Source organism: Pseudomonas sp. MPC6 (genome assembly GCF_006094435.1).
Lineage (GTDB): Bacteria > Pseudomonadota > Gammaproteobacteria > Pseudomonadales > Pseudomonadaceae > Aquipseudomonas.
In genome coordinates this window covers 2,593,993-2,611,375 of record NZ_CP034783.1, presented here as the reverse complement: position 1 = coordinate 2,611,375, position 17,383 = coordinate 2,593,993, and the positions used below count along the sequence as shown (strand labels likewise).

Genomic DNA, 17,383 nt, shown 5'->3' with positions numbered 1-17,383 from the left:
CCACTTTGGAGGTTTCATCATGTTCAAACTGACGCCCCTCACCGCCGCCATCCTGGTCATTGTCAGTGCCCAGGCGATGGCTGACGACAGCCTTTCCACCCAGAACCAGGTCGGTACCGCCAACATCGCCGAGGTGACGCAAATCCAGGCCAGTTTCAGTACCGCCACCCAGACCCAACTCGGCGAAGGCAACAACGCAGCCGCCAAGCAAGAAGGTGCCACCGGCACCATTACCCAGGATCAGGTCGGTGACTTCAACGCCGGTTATGCCGAGCAGCTGTACGAAAACGGCAGCACTATCGTCCAGCAACAGGTCGGTGCCGGTAACACCAGTCATGCCAGCCAGTCGATCGGCGTACTCGGCGCCAACCAGGCGTTGCAGCAACAGCAAGGCACCGGCAACTTCTCCTTCATCTACCAGGAAGGCCAGGACGGTAATACCGCCACCACCTTGCAGCTTGGTGACAGCAACGAAGCCAACGTCGAGCAACTCTTGTACGGTACCGGCAACAACGCGACAGTCATCCAGTACGGCACCGCCAACTACGGCACCGGCGAACAGATCGGCCACCTGGCCGGGCAGATCAACATCAACCAGGCGGGCGAAGTCAACTACGCCTACGGCCACCAGACCGCGGGTGAGGGCGGCACCGTGACCATCAACCAGCTGGGCGACATGAACGGCAGCGAAGTCTGGCAGGACACCCAACTCGCCAGCCAGGCCACCGTCGACCAGATCGGTACAGCCAACGAAACCATCGTCGACCAGAGCTTCGGCAACAACAACGTCGCCCAGATCCTGCAAATCGGCGACGCCAACGCGATCTACGCCGACCAGTTCGAATCCACCAGCTCGACCCTGGCGCTGTACCAACAGGGCACCGGCAACGTGCACTTCACCTACCAGACCGGCGACAGCCATGTGCTCACCGCCAACTCGGTGGGTAACGACAACAAGGTCTACGCCAGCAACTGGAAAGGTCCGCAAGCCGGTGGCCAGTTCGGCAGCAACCAGCGCGCAACCGTCAACCAGACCGGCAGCGACAACACCGCCAGCTTCACCCAGGCCGGCGCCGGCCAAATCATGACCACCAACCAGGCCGGTACCGGCAACAAGACCACCGTCAGCCAGGCCGACAACTACAACGAGCTGTACTTCGACCAGAACGGCAGCGACAACATCCTCATCGCCTCGCAACGCGGCACCACCAACCTGGCCCTGGGCACCAGCAACGGTTCGGGGAACAGTACCGAGTACGATCAGTCGGGCATGGATAACCAGGCGTTCACTACCCAGTATGGGAGTGATAACCAGATCACTGTGAAACAGGCTGACAGCCTGAACGTGGCGTATGTGACCCAGGAGGGGACGGGGAACATTGCCAGGGTTGATCAGAGTGGGATGACGCAGATGGCGACTGTGCAGCAGTATGGGACGGGTAACCAGGCGACTGTTCTGCAGCAGTAGTTTCGCCAACAAAAAAACCGCGACTCTTTTTGGGATCGCGGTTTTTTTTCGTCCGCATGGACCAGGATGTGCGCCGCTGCCCCCTGTAGGAGCTGGCTTGCCAGCGAAAGCGGTGGATCAGTCAACATCATCGTTAAATGTGAAATCGCCTTCGCTGCGGTGCGGCGATCCGACAAGCCAGCTCCTACAGTGGATCGAGTACGGTCGAGATTGATTGTCGGCTATCAGGATGTCATCGCAACATGGCCCACATGAGGATTTCCTGTGGTTGAGGGTCAACCTTGGGGATCGAGGTTATCCAGTGCCCGGTTGACTGCCAGGTCGGCCAGCATGATCACCTGCTGGATGCCCAACACCATGCTGCGCTGCGGCCCATCTACAAAGGTCGCGAAGTCACTGGCCATGACACTCGCGGAAGCCAGCGATTCACAGGCGTGGGCCAACAGGCTTTCGGTATCGATATCCGGGGCGATGACGAACATTGTGCTGGGTTTGTGGGGTACATGGCTTTTGAGAATGGCGGGTTTGAGGCTAAAGCTGGAGGCGCAGCTGGGGGTGGTGCTTTCGGTTTGCGATTCTGGGGGATTAGGTGTCGGTTTGGGCATGGTGAAGATCCTGTAGAAAAATGAAACCACCATGACCTGTCGCTAAACAAGCAAGGGTGGCGGCTGTACGAAGGTTAGCGAACCGGGGGTACAGGAAAACCCGGCAGACCCGAAAGTCTCCGACGCACAGCCGCCATGATCAAATTGCAGACATAAAAAACCTGCAATGAGGACTGGAGTGCTGTTGCTCCCTGTAACTGTTCGGATCGCTAAACCCGATCGCTGAATTGGCAGCGATCGGACAACAATAAAGACCAGGGACAAGGCGCACAAGCCGGCGGATTCTGGCGTAGTTGTAGGCAATGGCGCAAGGTGGTGTAGCCTTCAAGTCAGTCCTACAGACCACTACTTGAACCCATAAAAGTCTGGTTGGCTGTCAGCCGCCTTCGCTGGCAAGCCAGCTCCTACAAGGTCCGGGTAGATCCGCAGGATCAGGTCGGCTGTCAGGCCGCCTTCGCTGGCAAGCCAGCTCCTACAAGGTCCGGGTAAATCCGCAGGATCAGGTTGGCTGTCAGCCGCCTTCGCTGGCAAGCCAGCTCCTACAAGGTCCGGGTAGATCCGCAGGATCAGGTTGGCTGTCAGGCCGTCTTCGCTGGCAAGCCAGCTCCTACAAGGTCCGGGTAGATCCGCAGGATCAGGTTGGCTGTCAGGCCGTCTTCGCTGGCAAGCCAGCTCCTACAAGGTCCGGGTAAATCCGCAGGATCAGGTCGGCTGTCAGGCCGTCTTCGCTGGCAAGCCAGCTCCTACAAGGTCCGGGTAAATCCGCAGGATCAGGTTGGCTGTCAGGCCGTCTTCGCTGGCAAGCCAGCTCCTACAAGGTCCGGGTAGATCCGCAGGATCAGGTCGGCTGTCAGGCCGTCTTCGCTGGCAAGCCAGCTCCTACAAGGTCCGGGTAGATCCGCAGGATCAGGTCGGCTGTCAGGCCGTCTTCGCTGGCAAGCCAGCTCCTACAAGGGGTTTGGGTAGATCCGCAGGATCAGGTCGGCTGTCAGGCCGTCTTCGCTGGCAAGCCAGCTCCTACAAGGTCCGGGTAGATCCGCAGGATCAGGCTGGCTGTCAGGCCGCCTTCGCTGGCAAGCCAGCTCCTACAAGGTCCGGATAGAGCCGCAGGATCAGGTCGGCTGTCAGGCCGCCTTCGCTGGCAAGCCAGCTCCTACAAAGTCCGGATAGAGCCGCAGGATCAGGTCGGCTGTCAGGCCGCCTTCGCTGGCAAGCCAGCTCCTACAAGGTCCGGGTAGATCCGCAGGATCAGGTCGGCTGTCAGGCCGCCTTCGCTGGCAAGCCAGCTCCTACATTGGATCGGTGTACTTCTTTCGCTTCTCACCACTCATCAGGCCGAGCGTTAGCTCGCCTGCAGCTTTTGATCTTGATCCACCCGCCCCTTCGGGAGGCTGAGTGGAGGTGTTCATCCGGGGAGTGGCGCGCAGCGCCGTTCGACGCAGTCGAACACGCTGCATGTAGGTCGTCGCGAAGCAGACCGGAGGGCAGTGTCCCCGGATGGACACCGGAGCGAAGGAACCCCGAGCCTTGGCGAGGGGCCGGACGCCGGGGCGAGACCTTTGCTTCCTTTGGGGCGTTTGCCAAAGGGAGTCGACCGTCAGGGCGAAACCATAAGCGGCCGTTACCGCAGCAATGGATATGTACTCAACCCACAAGAACCTGGTCGGCCCGAAGGCCGCCACGTTCACTCTTCCTTACCCTCAGGCACCACCTTGGCCTGGGTCAAATACCGATCCAGCGTCTCATCCTGCAGCGGCGCGGTCTTATCCCCCGCCACCTGCCACATCTTGCGTTCAATCCCCTGGGCCAACAGATGCCCCACCGCCGCCTCGATCGCCGACAACACACACAACTGCGCCGGCTCGTTGGTGGTGTACCCGACCTCAGCCTCGAGCAACTTCTTGAACTCGATAAACTTGAACACCCCGGCACTGCGGGCCACGGAGTAGATGGTCTTGCTGGTCATCACGTTGGCCAGGATCTGCCCGCTGCGCACATCCACCGCCCGCAGGTTCACCGTGACCTGATCCACCCGATACTCGCGGGAAACGTCGATGCCCAGGTAACCGGCCCCTTCCCCGCCGCTGCGCACGTTGGTGTCGTACGCAATGATCCCGCCCTCGAGCATCATGTTCGCCGCCTGCAGCGGTGGCAGCTCACCCTGGATATTCATCGGCGTATTCGGTTTTTTCTGCGAAGCGCGGATGATCTTGCGTTCGGTCAGCAGGTTCTGCAGCCCCTCGCGTTCCAGCACCACGAACCAGCCGCTGGCCTGCATCGCGTCCATCAACATGCTCGCCGCGCCCTGGGTCACGCTGGTGGAAAAGGAACTGGCCGGGGTCGGTTTGTACTGCCCGGTCTGATCCCGGAAGCCGTACACCACCGCCATCAACCGGCCTTTGGGGCGTGGCATGTTCAGCAAGTCGTAATAAGTCGACGCCCGAGGTGTCAGGGTCGGGGTTTCGGTGTCCTGCTCCGCCGACATCGGCTCGCGCAGACTGCACCCTTGTAATGCCGCCAACATCAGCCCTAGCGCTATGATCTTTTTCATGTCCTTGTCTCCCCGTTGACCGAGCCCCTCAAGGGGCCAGGCCATTCACCTGGATTTCCGAAATTTCGCCGGTCGCGCGGTCGGTCACTTCAATAGTCAGTGCGCCGGAGTCGTCGATGACGTTGACGATAAAAGCGTCGGTGGACAGGCTCCCCGTGTTGCCGGTGGAGATGTTGTCCAGCAACTGTCCCAGCAACCGCGATTGCAACTGGCTGCTGAAGCGTTCGAGGGCCGAGGTCCCGGCCAGCGAGGTCCGCTCTTTCAAGTCCGGATCGTCGTAGTCGTTTTGCGACTGGGCTTTGTTGAGCAGCCAGGTTCCGTTCAACGGGTTGCCGCCGAATGACGGGTTGATCGGCGTGTAGACCAGCTCCGTGGCCTGGACCAGGCCGCCACTGGCCAACCCGAGCAAGCAGATGGCGGCCAGTGAAAGTCCGGGGCGGCGCAACAACGTTTTGGTTTTCATAGTTCGTCCCTCTCAAGGTCCGTGGTGTCCTGCAACAAGGCTTCCAGCTTGCGTTTGACGATCTGCCCGCGCACCCAGTCGGCGGCGTCGTACGCCTCCTCCTTGAGATCCACGGTGTTCGGCGGCAGGAAGCGCCGATAAACCAAACGCTGTTGGTACTCCACCGTCACCAGGCTGCCCCAGCGTGCGGAAGGTCGTTCGCGTACCACCAGGTTGAAATCCATGGGACTGGTGGCGCGCAGGCGTTCACTGAACGCGTAATAAAACTCGTGGCCGATGTGCGAGATGGTGTCGTCGACGATAAAGCCCATCATTTCGTCCTCTTCGGCGGCCGCGGCAAACGGCGTCGCCAGCAGCAGGATCAGGGCCAGGCAGAATCGGTTCATGGCATCACTCCTTGTGCAGACCTGGACGGACTTTTCGGCCCCGACGTGCCCTCGAGGAACGCCTTCTCGGCCACGAACTGCCAGTCCTTGTAACTGGCCATGCCGGTGAAGTCCGACCATTGACTGGGGAAATCCGCCTGTTTGAGCGGCTTGTCCGTCGAGGGGCTGTAGAGGCCGGTGATGCGCCCGTCGAAACCGCGCATCAGGGTCCATTCGCCGCCCCCGATCGGGTCCGGGTACAGCTGGCGAATATGGTGTTTGGCGTTGGGAAAACGTTCGTCCTGCACCAGGTCCGCCAGTTCTTTGGGGTACTGCGCCAGGCCCGGCGAACTGCGGTAATAGCTGCGCAAGGCCTGGGCGTACTGGGTCCCGACCCAGAGCAACTGGCGTTCACGGTCACGGCGCGAGGCGGTCGACCATAATTCGCCGGCACTGGCCAGGCCCATGCCCATCACCATGATCAGGAACAGCACGCCCAGGTAGGTGAAACCCGCCTGGTTCGAGGGCCTACCACTCGGCATAAAGGCTGCCATCACGCGCCCTCCCTGTGGCACCGCTCTTGATATCGGCAACCCCGCCCGGCACACCGTCCGGCGGCGCCACCAGGACCCACAGGTCCTTGCGCTCGGCAATCGGGTCCATCGGCGGGTTGCGCAGGTAACGCTGCTCCACCAGTTGTTCGATGGAATCGGGGTAGCGCCCGGTGTCGCCGTAGTAGTGGTCCAGCGCCTCGCGCATCGCCGACAGGCTCTGGCGCAGGGTGGTCTCCTTCGAGGCTTCGAGGCTGTTGAAATAGCGGGGCAAGGCGATGGTCATCAGGGTCGCGATGATTGCCATGACCACCATCAGTTCCAGCAGGGTAAAACCCTTTTCCCGGCGCATAAGTCACCACTCCCGGTAGGCGATGCCGTTGAGACCCTTGCCGCGCGCCTGGGAGTAGACGTCAAAGACGTCTTCGCCCTCCCGCGGGCTTTGAGCCGTACTGTCATAGGAACGCAAGCCCCAGCCGCCTTCGTCGTCGCGCTTGACCGGAGCCAGCGGGTCACGGGGCACCCGGCGCAGGAAATAGAACTTGGCGCCCTTGGCGCTGCGCACATCGCGCACGCCGTCCACCAGCACTTGCAGATTGGGTGGATAGCCGCTGTTGTTCAGCGACTTCTCGATATAGCCGGCGTCAAAGGCGCGCTTGTAGGCGTCGATGGCGTCGCGAAGCTGGTACAGCGCCGTGCGCAGCTCCTGTTCCTTGCCCCGGCGCACCACGGTCTCGGTCAGCGGCGCGGCCATACCCGCCAGCAGGCCGATCAGGGCCAGCGTCACCACGACTTCGATCAGGGTAAAACCACGTTGCGAGGCGTTCATGATCAAGGCTTCTCGATAACGACTTGGGTGGTGACCGCGACCGGCCGATCGATAGCCGCCGGCGCAGCAGCCGACTCCAGCTGCCGGTCCGGCGCCTGGATGTGCATGCTGGTTTCGGTGCCGGTCGGGAATTCCATGTCCGACGGGCTCTGGTACGGCAGGTTGCGCACGATCCGCGGGGTGATCGACAGCACCAGTTCCGACTTGCCGACGGTGTCCTTGTTGCTGCCGAACAAACGGCCCAACCCGGGTATGTCGCCAAGGCCGGGAATCTTGTTGCCGGTCGCCCCATGGTCGTTGCGCATCAGGCCGGCGAGGATCTGGGTTTCGCCGTCATGCAGGCGCAGGGTGGTCTGGGCGTTACGGGTGTCGACCTGCACCGGAATCGTGCCCTGGCGGGTCGGCTCCAGCGGGGTGGCGTTACTGACTTCCAGGGCGATCTTGATCGCCACTTCGTTGTTCAGGTGCACGGTCGGCTGCACTTCCAGTTTCAGACCGACATCCAGGTAAGTGACGCTTTCGGTGATCACCGGGCCCTGGGTCGACGGCACCGAGGTGGCGCTGATGATCGGCACGCGCTGACCGATGTGGATGCGTGCCTGCTCGCGGTTGCTGACGCGAATCACCGGGCTGGCCAGGGTGTTGATGTCGTTGTCCTGGGCGTTGATCTTGGCCTGGGGCGATGGCGAGATGCTGATCCGGCCGGAGTTGATGCCCTTGAGTTGATCGAGCAAGGTCACCGCCGAACCGTCGCTGTTGACCACGCCAAAAGTGTTGGGCCATTGCAGGCCCAGGTCGAGAATCCGCTGGGTGGCGACTTCCATCACCTCCACTTCCAGCACCACTTCCGGGTTGGACTGGTCTTGCGACTGCAGGAGCTTTTCCGCCATGCGCACGGCGTCTTCGCTGTCGCGCATGGTCAGGGTATTGAGGCGTTCGTCGACGAACACGTCGCGGGTCTTGAGCATGGTCTTGATCATGTTCAGCGCGGTGTTGGCATCGATGCTGGTCAGGTAGAAGGTGCGCATCACCAGCTCCTGGTAATCCTTGACCTTCTGCGGCGAGTCCGGGTAGATCAGCAAAGTGTTTTCGTTCACCACTTTCTGGTGCAGCTGGTTCTGTTGCAGCAGCAGCTCCACGGCGTCTTCGATTCGCACGTCGCGCACGAAGATGGTGGCTTTCATGTCCGGGCGCAGGTCCTTGTCGAAGATGAAATTCAAACCGGCGACCTGGGACAGCACTTCGAAAATCACCTTCAGGTTGGCGTCGCGAAATTCCAGGGTCACCGGCCGGTCCAGGCGGGTGCGCAGCTGCGGATAGGGGATCACGTTGCGGCTCTGGACCAGGCGGATGTTGCCTTGCAGTTCCAGCGCGCCTTCATTCTTCGGGTCGAGTTCGAGGATCTGTTTCACCTGGCGATCGGCGCCGTAGATGTCACCGCGACGCAAGTCGCCACGGGCCAGTTCGAGTTTGTCTTCCATGCTGCGCAGATACTCAAGCTGGCGCAGGGCGTCCTGGGCGCGGCGGTTGTTCGGCTCGATGGTCAGCACCCGGCTGTAGGCCATGCGTGCCGAGGCGAAATCCCGGCGTGCGCGATCGGTGTCGCCCTGAGTCAGCAGCGCCGTGATCGCCTTGGCCCGACCGCTGTTGCGCAGCAGGTGCAACTCGGTATCGCGCGGGTTCTCCCGCAGCCCTTCCTCGACCCGGGCCAGGCCGGCTTCGTACTGGCCCTGTTCGATCAGCTCGGACGCTTCCTTGTTGGCCACTTGCGCCGTACTGCACGCGACCAGCACTGTGCACAGGCCAAGGCTTATCAACAAACGGGATTGGTTCATTGCGTGCTCCCCACAGACAAGGTCTGGGACAAATGCAGCGGCAGGTAGATAAAGCTCAGTTCCACATCGGAAATGCCCTCGATCCGCCAGGTTTCGTCGATCACATCCCCTTTGCGCACGACGTATATTTTTTCGCCGTTCTGCAAAAACACTTGCAGGTCGGAACGGTCATCCAGCCGACCGATGAACTGGAATGGCATCGGCGGTGCGCTGGGGGCTTGCACCACCGGGGTGACGATGACGGGTTGTTCGGTGACGCTGGCAAGCGTCGGGGCCGCCTTCCAGCTGCGGGCGGCAAACAGATCGCCTGCCGGGGTCAGGTCCTTGACCACCGCCGGCTTTTTCGCGGCCGACCCCGCTGGCAGTGCGCCGCGGGTTTTGCCGATACCCGAGGTGGACGCGGCGACGACCGAGACCTCGACCTGTTCCGACGGCATGAAGTAATCGGGCAACCAGGTCAGCGCCGCGGCCACGCCGAAGAACGCCACCCAACCCACTGCGCGCTTGGTATTCATCATGACCTCGACAGGTAAAGGGTCATGCGGATCCGCCCGGTCAGGTCGGTGTCGGCGATTTTCTTGCGCTGGAACTCCACGTCCTCGACCACCACTGCCGGCAGCTGGCCGAGCAAGGCATGCAGGAAGCGCCGCAGTTGCGGGTAGCTGCCGCGCACCGGCAGCAAGATCTGATAGCGAGCCAGATGGGTCTTGGGGTCGATGCCCAGGGAATACTCACCGCGGGCCAGGGTGATGTGTTCCTGGGCCGCCAGCGCGTAGATCTTGTCGATGGCAACCGTGGCCTGGGGCTGGGACGGCAGCTTGCTGCGAAAATCGTCGAGCTGGCGTTGCGGCACCACCGGGGCGGCGACGCTGCCGTCTTCGACCCGGGCCAGGTACTCGCCGGCTTCGCGGGTCTGCTGGCTGAGGGTTTGCAGCGCCTGCCAGTCCGGCATCAGGCCGCCCAGGCCATACAGCAGCGCCAGCAGCAGCATTGCCAGCCCGGCCAGGCCGGGCACGCCCAGGCCTTGCAAGTATTCGTGGACGATCAATCTAGAGATTTGCATCACCGATCTCCCAGCTGGCCGACAGGTTGAATTGCACCGGTTGCTCCGGCGATTTGACGACGATTTCGTGGCTGAGCAGCGACACGTCGGACAGCTCGTCGCTGGCTTCGAGGCGCTGGTGGAACGCGAGCATGGCTTCCAGGTCCCGTGCCTCGGCGCTGATCCGCACCTGGCCCTTGCGCGCATCCGGGGTCAGGGTCAGCAAGGCGATGTCATCCCGGGGCAGGGTTTCGAGCATGGCGAACAGCCGTTCCCAGGGCCGGCGCAGTTGCTGCGAAACCTTGCGCATCTCGGCCAGGTTCTGCGCCTGTTCCCGGGTCTCGGCCGGGGTCAGGCTGGTCTTGCTGCCGGCGTCGCCGGTGAGGACGCGCTGGGCGGACTGCAGATGGCCTTGCTGTTGCGCGGCCTGTTCACTGAGGTGCTGCTGGATGAAGAAGCAGCCCAGGGTCAGCACCAGGCCACCGGCCAGCAGGCTCCAGCCCAAGGGGCCCGAGCGGCGACGCGGCTGGAAGTCGAGCATCAGGGCGCGCATGTCAGGCCACCGCCCGAGACATGACGTACAACGCATCGCGTACGCCGGTCCGGTCCTCTTCAAGGGTGCGCAGCTGCACACCGGGTACGTCGGGCTGCGCCTCGATACGCGCCGGCGCATGCAGGTAGACGTTCAATGGCCGCTCGCTGGTGGAGGCCTGCAACTGGCTTTCGCGACCGATCAGCGCGGTCAGTGCGGCGTCGCTGTCGCCGGTGCCGACCGAACGCACCGCCGCCCAACGCCCTTCCCGGGCCAGCAGCAACACACTGCGCACCGGCTCGGCGACCACGAACAGGAAGTCGCCGGCGTCGAGGCTTTTATCGAAGTGGTTGAAGGCCGCCATCAGGTACGGCTGCACCGAGCGCAAGCGCAGGCCGCGCTCGCTCACCAGGCTGCGCAGGCGCGCCAGCAGGTCTTGCGGCAGCGCGCTGGCGATACGGTCGTAGCCAGCAGGCTCGGCCGACAACACCAGGCTCCAGGGTTGAGTCGGTACGCCGTAGAGGTCTTCGAAACACAGGTGCGCGAACCCCTGCAGTTCGTCAGGGCTGCTGATCTGGTCGCTCCAGGGCACCAGGCAAAAACGGCTGAAGTGCCCGGAAATCACCACGCTCAATTCGGCACCGGCCCGGGTGTGTTCAGCCAGCAGCCGGTCGAGGGTGTCCAGGGCCACGGCCCAGGCATGGAAGCCTTCGTCGATAAAGCCGACGCTGCCCAGCCACAGGGTGTCGTTGCCCTTGCGCTGGCCCAGGCCGACGCTGCTGGCGCCGAGCACGGCGACAAAACGATCACGAGACAAAAGTGACACGATTGATCTCCTCGAGCGTGGTCCGCCCTTCTGCAACCAGTTCCAGCGCCGACTCGCGCAACAGGCGCAAGCCACGGGTGCAAGCGTGTGCCTTGATTTTCGAAACGGGTTGGCGCTCGACGATCATCTGCCGCAGCTCGTCGTCCAGATGCAGCAGCTCGGCAATTGCGGTACGCCCGCGATAACCGGTGCCCCGGCAATGGCCGCAGCCCTTGCCGTGGACAAACTGGAAGTGGTCGACCTGTTGCGGATCGAGTCCGGAGAGGCGCAGCTCCTCCTCGGTCGGATAGCTCGGCGCACTGCAACTGGCGCACACCAGGCGGATCAGGCGCTGGGCCAGCACCGCGTTGAGCGCCGAGACCAGGCTGTAGGGGTCGATTTCCATCTGGGTGAAGCGGCCGATCACATCGAATACGTTGTTGGCGTGAATGGTGGTGAACACCAGGTGCCCGGTGAGCGCCGACTGCACGGCGATCTGTGCGGTGTCGGGGTCACGGATTTCACCGACCATGATCTTGTCCGGGTCATGGCGCAGGATCGAGCGCAGGCCGCGGGCGAAGGTCAGGCCTTTCTTTTCGTTGACCGGGATTTGCAGCACGCCGGGCAATTGATATTCCACCGGGTCTTCGATGGTGATGATCTTGTCCACGCCGTGGTTGATCTCGGTGATCATCGCGTAGAGGGTGGTGGTCTTGCCGCTGCCGGTCGGACCGGTGACCAGCACCATGCCGTAGGGTTCGGCGGCCAGCCGGCGCAGCTGGCGCAGGGTGTGTTCTTCAAAGCCCAGGGCCTGCAACTGCACGCCGCTGACCTTGTCCGCCAGGTCCTGTTTGTCCAGTACCCGCAGCACCGCGTCCTCGCCGAAAATGCTCGGCATGATCGAGACCCGGAAGTCGATCTGTCGGCCGCTGATACCGATCTTGAACCGACCGTCCTGGGGCACGCGTTTTTCACCGATGTCCAGTTCGGCCATGACCTTGACCCGGGAAATCACCTGTTCGGCGAACTCGCTGCCCTGGATCTTGCTGATGTTGTTCAGCACGCCGTCGATGCGGTACTTGATCACCAGGCCGCTGCCGGTGGTGCCCAGGTGGATGTCGCTGGCGTGCATTTTCAGCGCGTCGTACAGGGTCGAGTTGACCAGCTTGACCACCACGCTGGCGTCTTCGCTGATGCTGGTCAGGGACAGGCTTTGCAGGGTATCGATTTCGATGTTGGCGTCGGCCTGGGCGTTGAGCGATTCCACCGCGTGGAAGCTCTCTTCGTGGCGCGCCAGGTAGGCTTTCAGGTCGTCGGCGTGCACCAGGTACAGCGGCGCGCCATGCAGGCAGTCATCGATCCAGGCCAGGCGCGAGGTGTCGAAGGGGTCGGCAAACACACCGATCACCGCATCGGCGTGACGCAGCAGGATGAATTCGCGCTTGAGGCATTGGGCCAGGGTGACCCGGTCGAACACCGGGGTGGCTTGAAACAGGCTGTCGGTGTCGAGCACCGGATAATGCAGGGTCGCGCCGAGGCACTGGATGAAAGGCATGGGGGCCAGTTCGCACAGCACCCCGAGGGCTTCCAGGACCCGCTCGCCGGAGCTGGTGGCCCGGGCCCGGGCCTGGGCCAGTTGCTCACTGGAAAAACGAGACGGTACACAGTCCAGCAGCGCCGGTTCGACGACAAGGGATAGACGGTCCATGGCATGCTCTCCAACGCCGGGGGCTTTGAGCCCTGTCGACGCGGCGAGCCATTACAGCTTGTCGCGCCCCTAATCCCCGGTGAGCAATTGTCCGTCGTCTGGTGCCTCGGACGTCGATGGAATTCGTCGACGATCTGCCAGCACCCAACTGCCGTCGTACAACTGCAGCGGGAAACTTTCGGTCCTGCTCTGGCGTCGTTCGACAAAACCTTCGGATGTGCTCATGCCTGCTTTGGGTTCGCGCTGCATGCCCAGAAGATCGCAGACTGCCCGGGCCAATTCCGCCAATGGAAAGGGTTTGAACAGGATATGACTGACTCCGAGTTGCCGGGCCCGCTCACAGACTTCAGCGGTGGGGTGCCCCGTGATCAGTACAAAATGACAATTCCTGTTCCGGCGGACAGCATCGAGCACCTCAAAGCCTTCCATATCGGGCAAGCGGTAATCGAACACCATCACATCGGGGGCGAACCGTTCGGCTTCACCGATACCCGTCGCTCCGTCATGTGCAATCCGGACGTCCAACCCTTGCGCCTGAAGGTAATCCTTGAGGTTTTCGCCAAGGAGCTGTTCGTCTTCGACAACCAGTACTTTGTTTAACAAGGTCGACTCCTTGAAACCGCAGGTCCGATGTTCCAGCCCTGGGAGTGCGCCCTTTACAGGACTAACGCACACTTCATGCCAGGCTGGGCGCCGGTATTATTATCTCTTCATGTCCTTGAATTTGAAGACAATGCCCTATCTTCCAGCACCCCCTCCCCCCAAAGGCGGGGAAGCGTGTGGAGTGGCACTGAAGTTCTTTCCCCAGTATTGGGGGGTAAACCTTCAATCATCGTCAATTCGCTCGATTCGATTACTGGAACGTAACTGCGCCAGAACGTCTCGACGAGCCTGGGCCTGGTGTTGCCGGGCAAGGTACACCCGGACCATCTCAAGCCCTTGCTCCTCTGAGACATCGGTCGCCTCCAGGTGGTTCTGCACCTTGATCAAATGCCAGCCGACCGCCGTACGCACAGGCGTACTGACAGCTCCCGTTGCCAAGGCGAACGCCGCCGCTTCGAACTCCGGCAACATGCGCCCCCGGGGGAAATAGCCCAGGTCCCCGCCTTCGCTGGCGGATGCATCTTCGGAACCGGCCCGGGCCACGCTGGCGAAGTCCTCGCCCTGACTGATTTCCAGCCGCATCCGCTCCAAGCGTAGTCGCGCGGCTTCAACTGTGGAAGGGTCGGCATCCTGCGCCACTTTGATCAGGATGTGCCGGGCCTGGACTTCCTCGGGCCGGCTCATCTCGGCGCGATGCGCTTCGTAGAAGGCGCGGATCTGCTTTTCGTCCGGCCCGGCGGCCTGGGTCAGCTCGGCGAACACCTGACGAGCGGCGAGCTCACGGCGGGTGTATTCGATATAACCGGCTTCGTCGAAGCCGGCGTCTTCCAGGCGCCGGGCGAACTTGGCGGGATCGCCGATGGCCTGCCGAGTCTGGTCGACCTGGCTGCGCACCGTGGCGTCGCTGATCACCACCCCGCGCTTGACCGCTTCCTGCCACAGCAGCTCGCGGTCGATCAGCGCATTGAGGGCGGCCTGACGCAATTGTTTGTAGGCCTTGGGATTGCGAATGCTGGCCACGGCCCGGCCCTGGTCCTCCAGGTACTCGGCGAAATAACGCTCCAGGCGCCATTCGGAAATGTCCTCGCCGTTGACCCGGGCAGCGACCGGGCCGTTGCCCCCAAACGCCGCGGGCACCGACATCACCAGCAGGAGCAGCACAGTATTGAGTTTCATCATCGACCTCCGGTCATGGCGTGGCGGCAATGGGTTTGTAGGGGGCTACCAGATAGAAGCGCTGGCCGGGCAGCTCGACGGTAACGATGTGCGCGCCGCTCAAGCCCTGGCGGCGACCCGGACCGAAGCTGATCCTCGGGGTCAGCCCGGTCTCGAAGTCATGCAGGCCCTCGAGGGCGCTGACGAGCTTCTCGCGGCTGGCGTCGCGCCCGGCCTGCTTCATGCCCTCGCTGAACAGCAGCATCGAACTGAAGGCGCCCACTTGCAGCACCGCGTGCTGCCCGCCGAGCCCCTGGTGCTCGCGCATGCGGGTCAGGGCCAGGCGTCCGGCCAGCGTCCAGTCACTGGGCACGAACGGATAGGCGAGAAACACCCGCCGGGAAAAACCACTGGGCACTTGCAACAGATCGCCCGCCACCTGGTTCGAGGCGGCGAACAGGTAAGGCACCTGCCCCGCGGTCTGCAAGCGCGCGGCGAGGCGACTGAAACCGCCGCCGCTGCCCAGGTAGAACACCGAGCGCGAGCCCAGTGGCAAATCGTCCCGTGCCGGGTCATAGGCTTGCAGGCTCACCTTTTGCCAGGCGTGATCCTGCAGGTACTGGCTGAGGTTCTGCGCCGCCACCTGTTGTCCGGGCTCGTCCGGGTAGGTGATCAGCGTCGGTCCCTGGAGCACCCGCAAACTGTTGGTGGCGTAATCGGCCAGGGCGATCAGTTGTTCACGCAACCCCGGCAGCGGCTCGAAGATCTGCCGACTGACCTGGGCCGTCCCCAGCAGCGACAACGGCCCGATCAGCGGGATACCGGCCCGTTCCAGGCGTGCCGCCAGATCCGAGTCCAGTGCCGGGACCAGCGGCGCGATCAACGCAAACACCTGCTCCTGATTGATCAATTGGTCCAGCGCCTGCTCGGCACTGGCGCGGTCCGGGCCCGGGTCGACAATCGTCAGGTACAACTGCCGACCATGAATCCCGCCCGCTTCGTTGATGCGCGCCACGCTGCCCCTGAGCACCGCAGCCACCGTGGCGCCCTCCTCGCTCAACGGTCCCTCGCGTGGCAATAACGTGCCCAGATGCAGGTTCCCGGCGGTCAGGCCCGGGTCGCGGTCATCGGCCAGCCGCTTGAGGTAGGCCGTGAGGTTGCGCTGATCATTCATCGACAACACGAACCGCGGCATCGCCGGATCGAGCCGATTGTTGCCCGGATCGCGTCCTTCCTGAATCGCCCGCGCCAACAGGCCTTCGGTATACGCCGGGTAGTCACGGCCATTGATTTGCTGCTGGCCATAGCTGCTGGTGAGTCGCGACCAGCTCAGGTCCGGCGGCCGTACCCCGCCTTCCGGCCGCCCCTGGCCGTCGTTGCCATGGCAGTTGGCGCACGGCAGGCTGCTGGCCGGCAGCAGCATGTTCGCCGCACCGACCCGGGCCATGATCGGCTCACCGCTGCCCGACACCCCTTCGCGATACAGCCGCTTGCCGGCACTTTCACTGGGGCTCAGGGGCAGCCCCTGGGCGGCGAAACTGATGCCGCCGAGCAGGAGCAGGCCGAGGATGAGTAAGGTCTTCATGGCGCGGGCTCAACGGCCGGCCACGGGCATTGTCAGCAACTGCAAGCGCTGGGCAATGGCGGCGGCCGGGGCATCGGGACGGATCTTGCTCCAGCGCTTGTTGGCGACGTCCCCTACGATCAATTGGGTGGAATGCTGCTCGGGGCTCGGCAGGATCTGGCCGATGCGGCTCAGTACAAGGTCGATCTGCGCCTTGTCGCCCGTGAGAAAAAGCCAGTGGGGCCCATCGACGCCCTGCTTCAAGGTATAAGCCTTGAGCACCGCCGGGGTGTCCCGCAGCGGATCACTGGTAAGGGAGATAAAGGTGATGCCATCGGCCTTGTCACCCAGCACCTCGCGAACTTCCTTGAGCTTGCGGGTGATCAGCGGGCAGGCATCGTTGCAGCTGGTGAAAATCACGTTCAGCAGCACCACGCGGTTCTGCAACGCGTCGCTGTAGAAGCGCAGGGTGTTGCCGTTCTGGTCCTGCAGCGGCGTGTCGGTGAACCAGGTCTGCGCATCGCGGGTGCCGCCGGCCGGTTGCGCGGTGGCCACCGCAGGCGCGGCGCTCGCGTGCCCTTCATGGGAGAACGCCCGGTCGCTGCTTACGCAAAGGCCCATCGTCAGGAGAATCAAGGCAAGCGCTTTCATGGGTGCTGCTCCATGGCAATGGCCGTGTGCTTGTTACGTCCGTTGCGCTGGCCGCTGAGTTTTTCCACTTCACGGCTCAGCACGACCGGGTCGGTGAAGCCGTAATAACGGGTCCAGTTGCGGCTATTGCCGTCCCCCACCAGGATCAATGGCTGATGGCTTTTGAAATCGCCGCTGAAGCTGCCCAGGCCCTTGAGGGTTTCGTTGACCGACTGCACGCTGCCGGTGAGCCAGCTCCAGCCCGGACCGTTCTGGAAGGTGCGGGCATAGTCGTTCAGGCGTTTGGCGTCATCGCGTTGCGGGTCGATGCTGATGGAGACCAGCTGCACTTCGCTGCCGACCCGGGCGCCGAGCTGTTTCTGCACCTTGGCCATGATCGAGGACACTACCGGGCAGACCGTGGTGCAACTGGTGTAGATGAAGCTCATGACCACGATCTTGTCGGTCACCAGATCCTTTTCCAGGCGCACTGCCTTACCGTTCTGGTCCACCAGAGCCACGTCGGCGAACTTGACCTGGGCGCTCTCCGAGCTGGCGCTTTTGGCCGGCATTTCATGGCCGGCGTGTTCATCTGCCGAGTGCGCCAGGGCCTGGCCGACACTGGCGGTCAACAGGCAGAGCGTCAGCAGCCCACTGTTTGCGAATCGATTCATGTC

19 protein-coding genes are annotated in these 17,383 nt (G+C 62.8%); 1 reads left to right on the top strand and 18 read right to left on the bottom strand.

The genetic code is table 11. The features are described from left to right. The first annotated feature begins 19 nt into the window (after nt 1-19). Nucleotides 20-1,468, top strand: a complete 1,449-nt coding sequence (locus ELQ88_RS14285) for a curlin (RefSeq protein WP_138965816.1) — start codon at nt 20-22, stop codon at nt 1,466-1,468. Nucleotides 1,469-1,743: 275 nt separating this feature from the next. Here ELQ88_RS14285 and ELQ88_RS14280 read toward each other — a convergent pair whose 3' ends face one another. From ELQ88_RS14280 to ELQ88_RS14190, 18 genes are all read right to left on the bottom strand, one after another. After that, on the bottom strand, nt 1,744-2,073 hold the full coding sequence (locus tag ELQ88_RS14280) for a DUF6124 family protein (protein WP_138965814.1): 330 nt from the start codon (nt 2,071-2,073) through the stop codon (nt 1,744-1,746). A 1,684-nt stretch (nt 2,074-3,757) separates the two neighbouring features. After that, nucleotides 3,758-4,624, bottom strand: coding sequence for a CsgG/HfaB family protein (locus tag ELQ88_RS14270; RefSeq protein ID WP_128870092.1), 867 nt, complete (start codon nt 4,622-4,624; stop codon nt 3,758-3,760). Nucleotides 4,625-4,652: 28 nt separating this feature from the next. Then, nucleotides 4,653-5,087 carry a curli assembly protein CsgF gene (locus ELQ88_RS14265; protein ID WP_138965812.1) on the bottom strand — a complete coding sequence of 145 codons (435 nt, stop codon included), beginning with the start codon at nt 5,085-5,087 and terminating at the stop codon, nt 4,653-4,655. After that, nucleotides 5,084-5,473, bottom strand: a complete 390-nt coding sequence (csgE, locus tag ELQ88_RS14260; protein WP_138965810.1) for a curli production assembly/transport protein CsgE — start codon at nt 5,471-5,473, stop codon at nt 5,084-5,086. Before csgE ends, ELQ88_RS14265 begins: the two co-directional genes overlap by 4 nt. Then, nucleotides 5,470-6,006 carry a type II secretion system protein gene (locus tag ELQ88_RS14255; RefSeq protein ID WP_128870089.1) on the bottom strand — a complete coding sequence of 179 codons (537 nt, stop codon included), beginning with the start codon at nt 6,004-6,006 and terminating at the stop codon, nt 5,470-5,472. The genes csgE and ELQ88_RS14255 overlap by 4 nt, the downstream gene beginning before the upstream one ends. Continuing rightward, nucleotides 5,981-6,355: a type II secretion system protein gene (locus ELQ88_RS14250; RefSeq protein ID WP_064678369.1), complete on the bottom strand. Its 375-nt coding sequence runs from the start codon at nt 6,353-6,355 to the stop codon at nt 5,981-5,983. The genes ELQ88_RS14255 and ELQ88_RS14250 overlap by 26 nt, the downstream gene beginning before the upstream one ends. 3 nt (nt 6,356-6,358) lie before the next feature. Beyond that, entirely contained in the window at nt 6,359-6,832 is a 474-nt protein-coding gene (locus ELQ88_RS14245) for a type II secretion system protein (RefSeq protein ID WP_128870088.1), read from the bottom strand. Nucleotides 6,833-6,834: 2 nt separating this feature from the next. After that, entirely contained in the window at nt 6,835-8,667 is a 1,833-nt protein-coding gene (locus ELQ88_RS14240; protein ID WP_128870087.1) for a secretin N-terminal domain-containing protein, read from the bottom strand. After that, nucleotides 8,664-9,182: a hypothetical protein gene (locus tag ELQ88_RS14235; protein WP_138965808.1), complete on the bottom strand. Its 519-nt coding sequence runs from the start codon at nt 9,180-9,182 to the stop codon at nt 8,664-8,666. The genes ELQ88_RS14240 and ELQ88_RS14235 overlap by 4 nt, the downstream gene beginning before the upstream one ends. Next, the gene (locus ELQ88_RS14230) at nt 9,182-9,730 is read right to left on the bottom strand and encodes a GspMb/PilO family protein (RefSeq protein ID WP_128870085.1); all 549 of its coding nucleotides are present in this window, start codon (nt 9,728-9,730) and stop codon (nt 9,182-9,184) included. Before ELQ88_RS14230 ends, ELQ88_RS14235 begins: the two co-directional genes overlap by 1 nt. Then, nucleotides 9,717-10,262 carry a PilN domain-containing protein gene (locus ELQ88_RS14225; RefSeq protein WP_138965806.1) on the bottom strand — a complete coding sequence of 182 codons (546 nt, stop codon included), beginning with the start codon at nt 10,260-10,262 and terminating at the stop codon, nt 9,717-9,719. Before ELQ88_RS14225 ends, ELQ88_RS14230 begins: the two co-directional genes overlap by 14 nt. 1 nt (nt 10,263) lies before the next feature. Beyond that, entirely contained in the window at nt 10,264-11,067 is an 804-nt protein-coding gene (locus ELQ88_RS14220) for a hypothetical protein (protein ID WP_138965804.1), read from the bottom strand. Then, a complete protein-coding gene (locus ELQ88_RS14215) occupies nt 11,048-12,754 on the bottom strand; it encodes a GspE/PulE family protein (protein WP_128870082.1) in 1,707 nt (568 codons plus the stop codon). Before ELQ88_RS14215 ends, ELQ88_RS14220 begins: the two co-directional genes overlap by 20 nt. Before the next feature lie 69 nt (nt 12,755-12,823). Beyond that, the gene (locus tag ELQ88_RS14210) at nt 12,824-13,357 is read right to left on the bottom strand and encodes a response regulator (RefSeq protein WP_128870081.1); all 534 of its coding nucleotides are present in this window, start codon (nt 13,355-13,357) and stop codon (nt 12,824-12,826) included. A gap of 222 nt (nt 13,358-13,579) precedes the next feature. Next, nucleotides 13,580-14,533, bottom strand: a complete 954-nt coding sequence (locus ELQ88_RS14205) for a peptidylprolyl isomerase (RefSeq protein ID WP_138965802.1) — start codon at nt 14,531-14,533, stop codon at nt 13,580-13,582. 13 nt (nt 14,534-14,546) lie between these two features. Beyond that, nucleotides 14,547-16,097, bottom strand: a complete 1,551-nt coding sequence (locus tag ELQ88_RS14200) for an ABC transporter substrate-binding protein (protein ID WP_138965800.1) — start codon at nt 16,095-16,097, stop codon at nt 14,547-14,549. A 9-nt stretch (nt 16,098-16,106) separates the two neighbouring features. Next, on the bottom strand, nt 16,107-16,727 hold the full coding sequence (locus ELQ88_RS14195) for an SCO family protein (RefSeq protein ID WP_128870079.1): 621 nt from the start codon (nt 16,725-16,727) through the stop codon (nt 16,107-16,109). Continuing rightward, a complete protein-coding gene (locus tag ELQ88_RS14190; protein WP_138965798.1) occupies nt 16,724-17,380 on the bottom strand; it encodes an SCO family protein in 657 nt (218 codons plus the stop codon). The genes ELQ88_RS14195 and ELQ88_RS14190 overlap by 4 nt, the downstream gene beginning before the upstream one ends. Nucleotides 17,381-17,383: the final 3 nt, after the last annotated feature.

Excerpts from the sequence above, each read along its gene's own strand:
- ELQ88_RS14280 (WP_138965814.1), bottom strand. The coding sequence starts at position 2,073 with ATGCCCAAACCGACACCTAATCCCCCAGAATCGCAAACCGAAAGCACC.
- ELQ88_RS14235 (WP_138965808.1), bottom strand. The coding sequence starts at position 9,182 with ATGAATACCAAGCGCGCAGTGGGTTGGGTGGCGTTCTTCGGCGTGGCC.
- ELQ88_RS14240 (WP_128870087.1), bottom strand. The coding sequence starts at position 8,667 with ATGAACCAATCCCGTTTGTTGATAAGCCTTGGCCTGTGCACAGTGCTG.
- ELQ88_RS14270 (WP_128870092.1), bottom strand. The coding sequence starts at position 4,624 with ATGAAAAAGATCATAGCGCTAGGGCTGATGTTGGCGGCATTACAAGGG.
- ELQ88_RS14250 (WP_064678369.1), bottom strand. The coding sequence starts at position 6,355 with ATGCGCCGGGAAAAGGGTTTTACCCTGCTGGAACTGATGGTGGTCATG.
- ELQ88_RS14265 (WP_138965812.1), bottom strand. The coding sequence starts at position 5,087 with ATGAAAACCAAAACGTTGTTGCGCCGCCCCGGACTTTCACTGGCCGCC.
- ELQ88_RS14285 (WP_138965816.1), top strand. The coding sequence starts at position 20 with ATGTTCAAACTGACGCCCCTCACCGCCGCCATCCTGGTCATTGTCAGT.
- ELQ88_RS14245 (WP_128870088.1), bottom strand. The coding sequence starts at position 6,832 with ATGAACGCCTCGCAACGTGGTTTTACCCTGATCGAAGTCGTGGTGACG.
- ELQ88_RS14215 (WP_128870082.1), bottom strand. The coding sequence starts at position 12,754 with ATGGACCGTCTATCCCTTGTCGTCGAACCGGCGCTGCTGGACTGTGTA.
- ELQ88_RS14230 (WP_128870085.1), bottom strand. The coding sequence starts at position 9,730 with ATGCAAATCTCTAGATTGATCGTCCACGAATACTTGCAAGGCCTGGGC.
- ELQ88_RS14200 (WP_138965800.1), bottom strand. The coding sequence starts at position 16,097 with ATGAAGACCTTACTCATCCTCGGCCTGCTCCTGCTCGGCGGCATCAGT.
- ELQ88_RS14225 (WP_138965806.1), bottom strand. The coding sequence starts at position 10,262 with ATGCGCGCCCTGATGCTCGACTTCCAGCCGCGTCGCCGCTCGGGCCCC.
- ELQ88_RS14205 (WP_138965802.1), bottom strand. The coding sequence starts at position 14,533 with ATGAAACTCAATACTGTGCTGCTCCTGCTGGTGATGTCGGTGCCCGCG.
- ELQ88_RS14195 (WP_128870079.1), bottom strand. The coding sequence starts at position 16,727 with ATGAAAGCGCTTGCCTTGATTCTCCTGACGATGGGCCTTTGCGTAAGC.
- csgE (WP_138965810.1), bottom strand. The coding sequence starts at position 5,473 with ATGAACCGATTCTGCCTGGCCCTGATCCTGCTGCTGGCGACGCCGTTT.
- ELQ88_RS14255 (WP_128870089.1), bottom strand. The coding sequence starts at position 6,006 with ATGGCAGCCTTTATGCCGAGTGGTAGGCCCTCGAACCAGGCGGGTTTC.
- ELQ88_RS14190 (WP_138965798.1), bottom strand. The coding sequence starts at position 17,380 with ATGAATCGATTCGCAAACAGTGGGCTGCTGACGCTCTGCCTGTTGACC.